Origin of the sequence: Pseudoflavonifractor sp. MCC625, from assembly GCF_018784545.1 — a bacterium.
GTDB lineage: Bacteria > Bacillota > Clostridia > Oscillospirales > Oscillospiraceae > Pseudoflavonifractor_A > Pseudoflavonifractor_A gallinarum.
Genome location: NZ_WQOJ01000022.1, coordinates 6,041 through 19,414, shown reverse-complemented (window position 1 = coordinate 19,414; position 13,374 = coordinate 6,041). Strand labels below are relative to the sequence as shown.

The 13,374-nt window shown below is 47.2% G+C and carries 13 protein-coding genes; 3 read left to right on the top strand and 10 right to left on the bottom strand.

The window, feature by feature from the left end:
- Positions 1-183: 183 nt before the first annotated feature.
- The 4 genes from GPK94_RS06015 to GPK94_RS06000 form a co-directional block, all read right to left on the bottom strand.
- Positions 184-1,395 carry a site-specific integrase gene (locus tag GPK94_RS06015; RefSeq protein WP_215655046.1) on the bottom strand — a complete coding sequence of 404 codons (1,212 nt, stop codon included), beginning with the start codon at positions 1,393-1,395 and terminating at the stop codon, positions 184-186.
- Between the two features lie 148 nt (positions 1,396-1,543).
- Entirely contained in the window at positions 1,544-2,761 is a 1,218-nt protein-coding gene (locus GPK94_RS06010; RefSeq protein ID WP_055224659.1) for a site-specific integrase, read from the bottom strand.
- Between the two features lie 84 nt (positions 2,762-2,845).
- Positions 2,846-3,076, bottom strand: coding sequence for a helix-turn-helix domain-containing protein (locus GPK94_RS06005; RefSeq protein ID WP_008728422.1), 231 nt, complete (start codon positions 3,074-3,076; stop codon positions 2,846-2,848).
- Between the two features lie 536 nt (positions 3,077-3,612).
- Positions 3,613-4,026 carry a sigma-70 family RNA polymerase sigma factor gene (locus GPK94_RS06000; protein WP_015518833.1) on the bottom strand — a complete coding sequence of 138 codons (414 nt, stop codon included), beginning with the start codon at positions 4,024-4,026 and terminating at the stop codon, positions 3,613-3,615.
- 218 nt (positions 4,027-4,244) lie between these two features.
- Between GPK94_RS06000 and GPK94_RS05995 the strand changes: the two genes are divergently transcribed.
- A complete protein-coding gene (locus tag GPK94_RS05995; protein ID WP_015529866.1) occupies positions 4,245-4,406 on the top strand; it encodes a hypothetical protein in 162 nt (53 codons plus the stop codon).
- 111 nt (positions 4,407-4,517) lie between these two features.
- Here GPK94_RS05995 and GPK94_RS05990 read toward each other — a convergent pair whose 3' ends face one another.
- Genes GPK94_RS05990 through GPK94_RS05965 form a run of 6 tightly spaced genes read right to left on the bottom strand, consistent with a single transcriptional unit; the run spans position 4,518 to position 11,168 of the window.
- Complete coding sequence (locus tag GPK94_RS05990; protein WP_215655044.1) at positions 4,518-4,886, bottom strand: metal-dependent transcriptional regulator; 369 nt, start codon at positions 4,884-4,886, stop codon at positions 4,518-4,520.
- A 12-nt stretch (positions 4,887-4,898) separates the two neighbouring features.
- On the bottom strand, positions 4,899-6,608 hold the full coding sequence (locus tag GPK94_RS05985; protein ID WP_215655042.1) for an ABC transporter ATP-binding protein: 1,710 nt from the start codon (positions 6,606-6,608) through the stop codon (positions 4,899-4,901).
- A complete protein-coding gene (locus GPK94_RS05980; protein ID WP_117485014.1) occupies positions 6,595-8,364 on the bottom strand; it encodes an ABC transporter ATP-binding protein in 1,770 nt (589 codons plus the stop codon). Before GPK94_RS05980 ends, GPK94_RS05985 begins: the two co-directional genes overlap by 14 nt.
- Before the next feature lie 4 nt (positions 8,365-8,368).
- Positions 8,369-9,841 carry an energy-coupling factor ABC transporter ATP-binding protein gene (locus tag GPK94_RS05975; RefSeq protein ID WP_117485012.1) on the bottom strand — a complete coding sequence of 491 codons (1,473 nt, stop codon included), beginning with the start codon at positions 9,839-9,841 and terminating at the stop codon, positions 8,369-8,371.
- Positions 9,838-10,563, bottom strand: a complete 726-nt coding sequence (locus GPK94_RS05970) for an energy-coupling factor transporter transmembrane component T (protein ID WP_208061684.1) — start codon at positions 10,561-10,563, stop codon at positions 9,838-9,840. The genes GPK94_RS05975 and GPK94_RS05970 overlap by 4 nt, the downstream gene beginning before the upstream one ends.
- Complete coding sequence (locus tag GPK94_RS05965; RefSeq protein WP_008395298.1) at positions 10,560-11,168, bottom strand: MptD family putative ECF transporter S component; 609 nt, start codon at positions 11,166-11,168, stop codon at positions 10,560-10,562. The genes GPK94_RS05970 and GPK94_RS05965 overlap by 4 nt, the downstream gene beginning before the upstream one ends.
- A 180-nt stretch (positions 11,169-11,348) precedes the next feature.
- On the opposite strand from GPK94_RS05965, the gene GPK94_RS05960 reads away from it, so the two are divergent.
- Both GPK94_RS05960 and GPK94_RS05955 read left to right on the top strand, forming a co-directional pair.
- Positions 11,349-12,320, top strand: a complete 972-nt coding sequence (locus GPK94_RS05960; protein ID WP_008395299.1) for an AraC family transcriptional regulator — start codon at positions 11,349-11,351, stop codon at positions 12,318-12,320.
- Positions 12,321-12,887: 567 nt separating this feature from the next.
- On the top strand, positions 12,888-13,244 hold the full coding sequence (locus tag GPK94_RS05955; RefSeq protein ID WP_005337966.1) for a helix-turn-helix transcriptional regulator: 357 nt from the start codon (positions 12,888-12,890) through the stop codon (positions 13,242-13,244).
- The last annotated feature ends 130 nt before the right edge of the window (positions 13,245-13,374 follow it).

Sequence of the window (13,374 nt, the reverse complement as noted above, 5' to 3'; positions counted from 1 at the left end):
AATGGGCGGCATTTTTGAAAATCCAAAAGGAAAAATCAGCGCTTGCTGAACTGGGGAGCGCGGCGGGCAGCCTTCAGGCCGTACTGCGCGAGTTTTTGAGCTGTTTTTCCTTGATATTCCGGGCTTTTCCGGCTTTCTGCTTCTCAGTTATCCGGTGTGCGGACCATAAAAAACGGCCTTTTTTCATTCAGCGATAGCCTGATGAAACGCACCATTTACTACCCCAAACAACTCCTCTGGTTTATTATACTTCACTTTTGCATAGATGTCCATAGTTGTTTTGCTGTTTTCGTGTCCGGCAAGGTATTGTACTGTCTTTGGATCAACGCCCGCATAGAGAAGATTGGTGATGTAAGTGTGCCGCAGCTGATGAGGTGTCACATCAAAGTCCAGCGTATATTTGATTTGGGGTTGATTCTTCTGGGTCATACCCAGCGTTGGAGTAACCGTATATTTGATACTCTCCCCATTTACATACTTATAATAGCTCCGGGGCTTAGTGGAGCGGACAACGACATACTGCCACACTCTTTGGAACTGCGAGGCAGCCAGTGGCTCTCCTTTGCTGTCAGCGATCACATAATCTGATATGGAATTTTCTTTCGTTTCTCTCAGACAGTCCACCAAACACTTCGGTATCGGAATATCCCTTTTTGCCGCCGGAGTCTTTAGCACCGTAGAAACCACGGGTCTGTTATGCTCTGTACGCCATGCCCGCCTCACCGATAGATAAGGTGTATCCTCGTCCAGAAACACACAATCCCATTGCAGTGCAAGAATTTCTTCCCGACGCAGACCGGAATACAAACCGAGCATAATAAACAAATATGGAGGAAGCCCCTTGACTGTATCCAGAAGCACGGCTACCTGCTGATCTGTCAATGCCTCCTTCTTTTTTGTCGGTTTTCCGCCTTTACCGGATATTCCCGCACAGGGATTGTGTTCAAGAATTTGGTTTCTCTCTGCCGCATAAAAAATGCACTTGAGCAGCATATTGACCTTATTGTATAAGCCTTCCGATTTCTTTGACAATGGAACAAGAGCCAGCCGAATATCGTCAGCAGTCACTTCTTCCATATACATCTCTCCCAGAGGTTTGATGATATAGTTTGTCATATCCCTCGTATAACCTCTGAGTGTAGACGCAGACACCTTTGCCGACTGCATCAGCAGCCACTTCTCTCCATACTCAGCTACTGTCGGGTGCTGCCGGTGAAAGATAATTTCTTCCACCTTCTTCCGGGCCTCTAACTGCTTCTCATACAATTCTTCACAAGTAGCGGCATACAAACTCAACTCTTTGCCATCTGCATCCGTAATCCTGGTTCTGTAATACTGGATTCCTTTCAATGTAATGGTCCCATACTTCGGGATCTGTGTTTTCTTTTTTGCCATCTTTGATCGTCCTTTCTTGATAATGTGTAGTCTCCGTATCTACACTTTCTTTTTATCAGAAAGCCTCGATTTAATCAAAGATACGGCTGATGTAAAACAAAGAGCGAGACATCCTTGCCTCGCTCCTGCTTTACTTCCTATTTTATTATTACTGTGCTGCGTCCCAGCTTGCAAACGCGCAACTCATTGATCTGACCAGCTCATCTGGTCTGTTGTACTTAACCTTTGCATAAATGTCCATGGTAATCTTGCTGCTTTCATGGCCTGCCAGGTATTGAACCGTTTTGGGATCTACCGATGCATGAATGAGATTGGTAATGTAAGTATGCCGCAGCTGATGGGGTGTTACTTCAAAGTCCAGACTGTAAACCACTTTTCCGTTATGAGCAGCCTTTTCCCCCAAGACAGGTGTGACAGTATGCTTTACTCTTTTTCCATCTTCATACCGATAATAGCTCCGCTCCTTGACCGTCCTCGTAACAATATACTGCCAAAGTCGCTTAAACTGCGTGTAGGACAGCGGTTCGCCGTCCCGGTTTGAAACCACATACTCCGAAGTCGATGTTTCCTTTGCTGCTTTCAAACACTCAGCCAAGCAAACAGGAAGAGGGATATTTCTCTCCGCAGCCTTGGTTTTCAATTCGTCTGAGATTACCGGTCTGTTGTGTTCTGTGTGCCATGCCCGCCTTACCGTCAGATATGGAGTATCCGTATCCAGATATACTGAATCCCATTGCAGAGCAAGAATTTCTTCCCGGCGCAGCCCTGCGTATAAACCAATCATGACAAAGACATAAGGCGGCAAATCTCGGATAGCATCCAAAAGGCGTGCTGCCTGTTCATCTGTCAAAGCCTGACGATCCTCTTGTGGAACACCGCCACCTTTTGTCGTGAGATAAATCGTCGGGTTATGGTCAATGATCCTGCTTTCCATCGCTGCGCGAAAGATAGATTTGTAAAGGATTACCACAGATTTATAAACCGATGCAGATTTCTTGGAAACCGGAACAAGGGCAAGCTGAATATCATCCAGGCTAACCTCACCCATCCGTTTATCTCCCAATTCCGCTATAATATGCCGCCTGACCTTTGAGGTGTAATCCGTCAAAGTAGTAGCTCGTACATGAACCGACTGCATCAGCAGCCACTTTTCACAATACTCTGCAACTGTGGGCGTTTTCCGATGAAAAGTGGCATTCTCAATCTGTTCCAACGCAAGCGTTTCTTTGTTGTATAGTTCTTCAGGTGTTTTTGCGTAGATAGCTACGAGCTTACCATTCGTGTCTTTGATTCTGGTCCTATAATATAGGACACCTCTTTTCATAACTGTGCCATATTGAGGAAGCATTATTTTCCTATTTGCCAATTCCTCCACCTCCTAAGAATATACTCCAGCGCTGTATCTATGTTTTATCAGACCATTATGATTTCGACAAGGATACGGACCGGCTCACACTCCAGCTCTGCGAGGTTTACGATAAGTTGCGTTCTTTTCTGCTGGCTTTGCTCTGTGGGTGCATTTTGCGATATACTCCTGAAGGCCCGCTGAGGTAAAGTACACACAGCCATTCTGCACATATTGCACATAAGAAATAAGACCATTGTTACGGGCCGCGTCCAGCGTTGCAATGCTGATACCCAAAATTTCTGCTGCTTCTTTTCGCGTAATAAGTTTTTCCATAAAGCATATTTCCTCCAATCCGTCAAGTTTGTCATCGTGTTTGTTCAAAATCACATGAATACGCTGGCAGCCGAAACCACCAGCGCATGGTATCTGATTTTGAACAGAAAGCGGCAAACGCTTCCTATTTATATTTCTCAGCTTTCGTCACATTTGCCACGCCCCCTGACGATGGGAACACAACAGGTCTCCGCTGGCGCGGATGTCATAACTCCGCAGCATCGTTCGTATCGTGTGCCGCAGGGTTCCCCCCAAGTCTTTGGCGGGCCGTGAGGAAGTATCTTTAAGCCCCCATGTAGTCATCGCGCCAAATCTGCCACCATTCTTTTATGAAATCGTAGATCGCTCCGAAGCAGTGCTTTCATCACCTCCCTGACTGCTCCATCCTCGCGGCGTTTCATATTCGCTCGTACATGGGTTATGTACCTGTTGTGCTGTCTATTCGATTGTCAATGTGCAGATGAAGGAGGAAAATTTGTCCTTCTTATTAACACTGACAAAAAAGGCAAAAAACAGGCGCATCAAACGAAACTTTATCAAAAATATTTTCCGAGCTGCTTTAAGCCGCGCCGGATACTGTCTCGGACACGGCTTGGGTCTACACCTTCTACCCCGGCAATTTCATTTACCGTCATTCCCAGGTAATATCGGGCATAAATCCTCTTTGCCTGTTTTTCCGGTAAATTCATCACAGCAGAATAGACCTGCTCCTGAAGCTGTTTTTCCTCCAGAAGCATCTCCGGTGTTTTCGGCTTCAACAGCACCGCATTTTCAATGCCATTCTCGCAATCCAGAGAATACTGTGCTTTATAACGATACATCTTTCGCTCATACGCAGCCTCCGCACGTTCAGCTGCTCGAATAGTCTCCATTACTTCCTCTGTCACATCTACAAAAAAGTCTGTTGTATAAACATCAGGATAAAGTTCCCGAAGGTTAATTTTCTTCATTATGTACCTCCATTTCGATTCACGGGTGATTGACGAGTGAATCGAATGGAGGTGGGGAACGACACCGGTATACAGCCGGATTATCTCCGAAAAAAAGGCAACAAAAAACGCCAGATTCCCGCAATGGGAAACTGGCGCACCAAGAACAGTCATTATTATGCTGAATCACATGGAACGATAATGCCGATGCAATGCTATACTGGCCCGGAGGAGGGGCAATGCTTTTTTTAATTGATGTAGATCATGGGAGCTTTGAAAAAGCAAAAGAGACACGGCAAATTAACCTCCAAGCGGCTACCGTGTCCCTGCAAGTCGTCATTAGTTTGTGTAAACGCAAAGAAACGGCGGCTCTGAAATTGTCCTTCAAAACCGCCGATTGAGTTCAAACCTTAAAATAGCGCACGAAATTATCTGCCCCAGTCAACGGTTTTTTTCTTTCCCCGGACGGGGCAGATAACTTATTATGCAGAGCAGAGCGGAGCCGATGTGCGCTAATCGGTTCCTTGTACTTTCTCCTTCAGCTTTCGAAAAGATGTATCACTGATGGCGTGTTCCATCCGGCAGGCGTCTTGTTCCGCTGTTTCCTGATCGACGCCAGCAGCGATAAACTGCTCCATAAAAAACAAATGGCGTTCATAGATTTTCTCGGCAATCTCCCGACCTATGACGGTCAGATGAAGGAACCCATCATCATCCACGGTCAGAAAACCTCCATTTTTCAAAACGCCTACCGCATGGCTGATACTCGGTTTGCTAAAGCCCATGTGCCGGGCAAGGTCAATGGAGCGGACCATGCCTTGCTTCTTTTGGAGTATCAGCACAGCCTCCAGATAATCCTCCCCGGACGCATGAATCTTCATCGTAGCCTCCTTTTAGGCGGAAAGCCGCTGTTCTGCGTTCCACATGGCAGCGTACTTTCCATCCTTTGCTAACAATTCTTCGTGTGTACCAGCTTCGGTGATCCGACCATCGGAAACCACCAGAATCTGATCGGCATTTTTTACGATGGATAGGGTATGTGCGATCATCACCACGGTTTTTTTCTCTTTCAGTAGGTTCGCAATCGCCTGCTTTACCGCCAATTCATTCTCAATGTCTAGGGAGGCCGTCGCCTCGTCAAGCAGCAGGATCGGGCTGTTTTTCAAAATGGCACGTGCTATGGAAAGGCGCTGGCGTTCGCCGCCGGACAGGAGATTTCCATTTTCCCCAATCGGCGTATCATAACCCCTCTCCATCTTGCGGATAAAGCCGTCACAGTTTGCCTCTCGGCAGGCCACTTCAATTTCTGCGTCCGTAGCATCCGGACGGGCATGGCGGATATTCTCCCGCACTGTATCATCAAACAGGAACACATCCTGGTCCACCATAGAAATCTGGTCTAATACCCGTTCCGCAGCTACATGATTGATCGGCCTGCCTCCTATGGAAATCGTGCCGCCAGATACTTCATAGTATTTTGCAATCAGGTTCAGGATGGTAGACTTGCCGGAGCCGGAATCCCCCACAATGGCGGTCAGCTTCTGATCCGGCACAGTAAAGGAAGCCTGTTTTAACACCGGTTCCCCGGGAACATAAGAAAAGTTCACATGGTCAAATACAATCTCATGGGAGGCTGCCTGTAGCGGCTCCATGCTGCCGGTTTCTTCCGGTTCCTTCATCACAGCCATGATTTTATTTTTCGAGATCATCAGATTCTTATAGCTGGTGAGGTCTACAAAAATGGAATTTGCCAGCTTCGCACAGAACAAAGGCAGCATACAAATCAAAAGATAGGACACGGTATCTAAAGTTCCGGCTGCCCAGGGGCCATAGGCCGTCCAGATCACAACCGGGCAGGACAGCCAGCTCAAAATACCAAATCCCGCACCTATCGGGAGAACCTTGGCTTCATACACAAAGCTGATCCTGCTAAACTCCTGCATGGCATGGATCACGGTTTTGTTTTTCAGACCGCCAACGCCATAGGCCCGGAAAGTCTGGATACCGGATACATACTCCACAATGCTGCTGACATTCTCTGCACAAATATCGTTCTTCTCTTTGCCATACTTCGCTACCTGCCGGAAAGAAAGCCACAATCCGGGGATCAAAAGCAGGTCGGCAATCAGGAGGATCAGCCCGGCTGGAAAGTAGATCGTCATCACAAAAACAATCAACATCAGCGACAGGGCAAAGCTCTTTGCAATGTCCCCGATCTTATGGGTCAGAATTTTTTCATAGTTATTTACATCACTGGTAATGGTGTTGATATAATCGCCTGTCTGCCCTTGTGTAAACCGGGAAAGCGGGATACGCTTGAGATGGTCGCCCATAAACAAGCGGATATTTTTACTGACTTTTGCGCCGCCGATCTGTGCTTTGGTATAGCCATAGCTGTATATCAAAATACGGAGCAGAAAGATAAATGCAATAACACCTGTCAGGACCAGTACACGGTTCATATCAAACTGACCGTCCCATAAAAACCGCATGACGGAATAAAGCAGCATAAACAGGCTACCAGAGAACAGCCCCTCCAGGACAGTCCCGGCAACGCCAATATAAAACTCCCGGTTCTTCTTCCATACGTTATTTGGATTCATTCTGCCCGCCTCCTTCCAGTTGATAAGTAATTCCCCTCGCTGTTTCGTAGTCCTCCCATGCTTTCCGATAATAAGCGTTCTCTTTCCGCACTTCCTCATGGGTACCGACGCTGGTGATCGTATGATTCTCTACCACCGCCACACGGTCGCACATTTTCAAGGCGCTCAGCCTGTGCGCTACCACAATGACCGTCCTGCCTTTGCAGAGGTTCTGAATGGCCTTATCAATTTCCATCTGATTTTCCGGGTCAGAGGCGCTTGTCGCTTCGTCCAGAATCAGGATGGGAGCATTTTTCAAGATTGCCCTTGCAATAGCAATCCGCTGTTTTTCCCCACCGGAGAAACGGGAGCCGAAGCTGCCTACCTTTGTGTCATAACCATCCGGCAGCGACATGATGAAGTCATCAATCTGCGCCTCCCTGGCGGCAGCCCGTACTTCCTCCAGGCTGGCGTCTGAACCCATGCGGATATTTTCCAGTACACTGTCACGGGTAAGGAATGTCTTTTGAAATACAATGGCAATATTCTTCAGGATGGTATCGTAGTTCAGTTCATTCACGTTGATCCCGCCGATCAGCACCTCCCCCTCCTGCACATCATAAAACCGGGAGATCAGTTCAATCACGGTACTCTTGCCCGCGCCGGACTGTCCCACAAGTGCCATGCGTTCCCCATCCCTGATCTTGAGGTTGACGCCTTGCAGGACATCCGTTTTCCCATCGTAGGAAAAACGTACATTCTTAAGCTCAATATCATGGTTTTCCGGGAAGTCCATTCCACCTTCATAAACAGGAACGTCCAATATTTCTTTCGTTTTGGTAATGGCGCCCAGGACATTCGCAAAGTTTGTCCCCAATTCCTGTAAAGGCCGGATCTCCGTCAGATACATGGAGCCGACATAGACGAACAGCAAAAATGCACTGGCCGCCAGGGAGCCTTTCAGAAAGAACATCCCGCCCAGGGGAACCATCAGCAGCATCCCACATTCAATCAGAACCACAAAGGTTGCATAAGGAGGCCCCATTCTCCGGGAGGTTTCATTCCACATGGCATTCTCTTCCTGGATCGCACCGGAAAATTTCTGGAACGATTTGCTCCCCATGTTGTACGCTTTAATCAGTTTCATGCCGCTGATATACTCGATCATAACGGAATTGAGCGTTGTAATGGATCGATTCGCCCGGTCCATCAAACCGTCCGTATTCCGAAACATAACCCCCATTACCACAACGGCCAAAATCAACGGCACCAGGGAAACCAGTGCCAATGGGATATTTACTGTCATCAAATAAATGAAAATTGCTACCGGCCCTACCATATAGCACACAAGGTCTGGAAGGTTATGGGCTAAAAACAACTCCAGCTTTTCAATATCTTCATTCAGAACCGTTTTAATATCCCCGGTCCGCCGCTCATTCAATGTACCAAGGGGGACTTTTGCCAGATGTTCCGCCACCATGCAGCGCACCTTGAACAAAGCACCGTAAGCACCTTTATGGGCCGCCACACCGGAACACCCGAATAAAACAAAGCGCAGGGCCACAGAAACGGAGATCATCATTACCGTCTGTACGACAAGCTCTTTTGTGCAGATATGCTGGAAAGCGGCATCCATCAGGCGATAAATCCCGATATACGGGACAATGATACACAGGCCACTTGCCATGGCCAGCAGGATTGCCAGCAGCAGCCAGATTTTTTGCTCACCGGCCCATTGAAGCAGCAGTGCAATCCTGTTTTCTTTTTTCTGTTTCATCACTTCACATCTCCTTTCTCTCTGAAACAGAGAACAGTTCCCGGAGCTTTTGAAGGGAATCCATCACAACAGGGATGTCATCCGGCATTTCCCCTTCATCAAAATGCAGGACACGGGAGCAGGTACGGCAGACAAATTCAAAATCGTGGGTGACAATAAAAATGATTTTCCCCTGTTCGGATAACCGTTTTATCAGACCTGCCACCTGCGCCATGCTGTCAAAGTCCAGGCCGCTGGTGGGTTCATCGAACACCAGCAAATCTTTTCCACAGATCATGCTGACTGCCACAGCCACACGTTGCTTCTGTCCACCGGAAAGCGTGTTGGGATGGCGTTCCCGGTAGGCTGTAAGCCCCAATTCCTTCATGGTTTCCTCTACTAAATCTTGATCCGGGTTTCGGATTCCGAAGGAACATTCTGCCCCCACACTCTCCGCAAACAATTCATAGTTCACATCCTGCATAACCATATAAGAGCGTTTCAACCTCGCCTTGTGTTCCATCGGCTGGTCGTCCCAAAGGAACGCGCCTTCACAGTCTTTATGAAGCCCACACAGGGCGCGAGAAAACGTGGTCTTTCCGGCTCCATTATGACCGACCACCCCAATGACTTCCCCCTTTGCCGCAGAAAGAGCAATCTGGTGTAGAATCGTCCGTTTTTTATAGCGCAGAGTAACATCATGGAGTGCTAATGTGGGAGAGGAAATAGGCGGATGACTGGCCGGAGGGAGCACCCTTGCCAGATCAACCGCCCGCAGCCCCATGTGTTCCCGTTCGGTTTCGGGCAGCCGGAGAAATTCCTCCGGCGTGAAAATCCTTGCTATTTCTCCATCTTCCAGATAAACAATGCGATCTGCCAGCTCCATCAGATAATAGAGTCTGTGCTCCGCAATCAAAATGGTTTTCCCCTGGCTTTTTATCAGCCGCAGATGTTCTTTCAATTCCTGGATGGAAGCCATGTCCAGATTCGAGGATGGTTCGTCCAGCAGATAGATTTCCGGGTTCATGGCATAGACAGACGCAAACGCGATTTTCTGTTTCTCCCCACCAGACAATTCAAAAATATTGCGGTTCCGTAGCTTTTCAATATGCAAATCTTTTGTTGTCTGTTCTACCCGTTCCTCCAGTTCCTTTACCGGCCTGGCTTCATTTTCAATTCCAAACGCAATCTCACTGTCCGTATCCACATTGAAAAACTGCGTCCGGGGATTCTGAAAGACGGAGCCCACCTTTGCGGCGATCTGATACATGGGCAGGTTGCTGATTTCCTGTCCGTCCACCAGCACACGCCCTTGAAGTTCTCCCTGGTAAAATTGTGGAATCAGGCCGTTTACCAACCTTGTGACCGTTGTTTTTCCACACCCGCTACGGCCACAGAACAAGACACATTCCCCGTCTGCAATTTTCAGGCTGATTCCATGCAGACCGCCATGCTCCTGTCCCTCATAAGAAAATGATACATTTTCAAATTCAATCACCCGGTCACACCTCCCCGCATACATAATTCAAAAATAAAGAAAGCAACAGCAATCAACATCGCCATCCAATCTGCAATCCCGCATTTTATCTGGACAAGGCAGGTCCGGGGATTGGGATTCTCAATCCCGCGAGTAACAGAGGCAATGGAAAGCTCGTCCGCTGCTTTGGAGGCCATCATCATCAGCGGCACATAAATACACTCTACCGTCATCCCCGGATGGGAAAGGAATCCGCCCAGGGAGGGCGATACATCCCGCATCCGCATGGCGTCCTTAACAAAATGCCAGTCCTCCTGGATAGTTGGAATATAGCGCAGCATGACCGCAAATGTGATGACAAATTTTTTCGGGGCATGGATGCGGTTCATGGCAGATAAAAACTCACTGACTTTCGTTGTGGACAGGACAATCCCTGCCAGCATCCCACAAGCATAAACTTTATGGTACAGTCCAAGGAACGCAACAAACATGGTCCGTAGCGTCCCCGTCATGGCCGCCATGATCCAGACCGTCAGTACACAGACCACGGCATAAAAGCAGACCCCTTTTATGGAATATTTCCACTTTCCGCAAAGCACTCCCAATACAGCAATCAGCAGGACAAGTGCAAACTGATACGAAAGGGAAGGTGCGAACATGGAACACAGTACGCACATTAAAATAAGAAAGAGCTTGGCCCGCGGGTCAAGCCAAAGCCCTTTCTTGACGGTGTTACCCATCATGCTGTAATACCTGCTTTTTCAAACTGCTTCTTCAGCATTTTGCAGCCCACAAATGCACTGATAGAAGCTGTTACAAGGAGAGCGGCAAACATGGCGATAAAGATTCCCGCGTTTGCGGTCGCCTGCATGGTGTCGATATAGCTTTGCTCGGTTCCATTTCCCAACATAGTCTGTGCCCAGCCCTGGGGATCAGCGAAGAAAACAAGGTACGACCCTGTTCCGCCCAGGGAGAAAAGGATATAGGACAGGCTGTTGATTTTCTTGCTCTTGTACTGCTTTGTACCGGCGACAAAATCCGCTACGACGGCCATAATGAGATAGCCCAGCGCAAACGCCCAGTGCATACCGGTGACAAACCAGATGATGGCCATTATAACGCCCATGATCGTGATACTCCAGCGCTTATGTACTTTTGCGATCATCAGCAGATAAACCGGCCCGGCAAGCAGAGCACTCCCGGCGGGCATGAAAAAGGTCAGCATCGGGTTGGTAGCAAAAAAGACGCCACCCACCATGATGAATACGAACAAAAGTGCGGTGAAAATCCCTGTTGTTACTAAGTCCTTGACGGACAATCCTGCCTTTGCATTTACTTGATTACTCATATTTTTTCCTCCTGCTTCAAGAACGGTTGACCTACCGCCTGAAATCTGTTATATTATGATTAGTCTCTGCTAACCACGGTCTATATGATACTAACTTTCCGGGCGGTCTGCAATACGTTCCGGGCATCTTCGCCCTTTCATTGCAAAGTTCCGTCCAATCGTTTCAAAGGAGGCCGTCATTTGAACAATAGCATTATTGCGGATTACTATGAGCCGCTTTTAACAGATAACCATTTTATCCCGGTAGATAGCAATAACCGCTTCAATTCTGCCGGACAATGCTGGCGGTTATCGCCTGAATTTGGGGAAGGCCTTTACTGGGTCTATGCGAAAAAAGACCTGTACGACATTAAAATCCACGATTTTTATTTTCACGAAGATTTCTTCATGGAATTTAACCTGCCAGAAGCCTTAAGCATTACCCAGTATGAATCTATCTCCGGGGAGGAATTAAATCCCTATCGGCGGATGTCTGCCGGATGTATTAAAGCCTTTATCGGCGGTTATAAGCCATACAAGGCGCTGATCCACAAAAAAATCCCCATCCGTTCCATCGGTATCGAAGTCATGCCGGCATACTATGAGGATTATCTCCAAAAGCAATATCCAGGGGATTATATCAGCCCGCTTGCAGCTTTCCGGCAGATCGATCAGACAACAGATTTCCCAGCTATGGCTAAATTGCTCCATGAAGTAAAGGTCTACCGTGGGGATGGGATTGCCGCAGGATTATTCTATGAAGCGAAAGTAGCCGAGGCCGTATCTCTTGTCGTGGAAGAACAGAAAAAAATTCTGTCCCGTAAAGAGAAACGTTTGTCCGAGCAGGATGTGGCGCAACTGAAAAATGTGATTGCTTATCTCAATGACCACTATGCTTTTGATATTCCATTAGAACGTCTTGCAAAAATCGCCTGTATGGGAACCACTAAGCTGAAAACATCTTTTAAGCAGCTGCAAGGCTGCACGATCACAGAGTACATTCAACAGCGCCGCATGAGCCAGGCAGAGCATTTGCTGATCGATACGGATTTCACAATGGGACAGATTGCGGAAATGATCGGTTACTCTACTTCTAGCCGGTTTGCGGAATTATTTCGCAAGAGTACAGGCCTCCTGCCGATTGAATATCGGAAAATGGCTCAGCAAAAATAAATTCACAATGTAATGCCACGACAGATCACTCTACAACGGAGTTTCAGTCGTGGCATTTTTCTGCTTTTCTTTACGGATATAGCCATTTTCCCCTTTTCAAATTGTAGTATTAGTAGAGAGAAAAATAGAAGGTAAGGCTTGATAACAAGCACAGCAAGCGAGTACCCGCTTGCGATTTTTCGTATTTTCAGATCTCTTGACCGAAAATGAAAAATGTTTGTTGAGATAATCTCAAACTCTTATGAAGAATGGAGGCAGCGCATGGCGAACCGGAAACGGAATATCCAGATGAATTTTTATGTCACAGAGAATAAAAAACGGCTCATAGATGAGCGGATAAAACTGCTAGCCTCCCTACTGCATTCAATATCATTCTCGTTTGGCAACGAACTAAAAGCTGAAATCTGCAATTCATCCTCATAGTTCAATTAGTAGCCGGAAACGCCATAATCATGGAGCAACCATGTTATCAAAAAGGAATCGGCATAATCAGTCCTGTTCTCAAGCACAATAAGGTTATTCCTTTGTGCAAATCGGAACGATAAAATATATTTGAGGTGAACGATTATGCCGATTGATGATTTAACTGCTTTAGGGCAAAAAATGCGGGAAGCCCGAAAGAATAAAGAACTGACACAACAGGAACTTTCCGATCTAAGCCATGTTTCTGTAAAGCAAATTGCCAATATCGAAAAAGGGAAAATGAACCCGTCCTATTTGATTTTGAGAGCATTGGCAAAGGTCCTGCACATCTCTTTAGATACGCTTATAAATCCAGATGTTTCTCTGGAGGATGAGGGTGTTAATCAGATGAAAATGCTTTATTCCAGCTGTCCGCCAGAAATGCGTGACACCCTGCTGCATCACACCCAAGAAACGGTGAAGGAACTGACAGAGTTATCCGAGAAATTTGAAACGAATTGAGCCAGTGAGTGAAATTTAACGATTCTCTCACTGGTTCTTTTCATTTTCGGAGAAAAGAGGCAAGCAATGCCTGTGTTAATACACACAGGCCCGCAGGGAAGAAAATCCCTTTGTGATTTTCCTCTCTGCT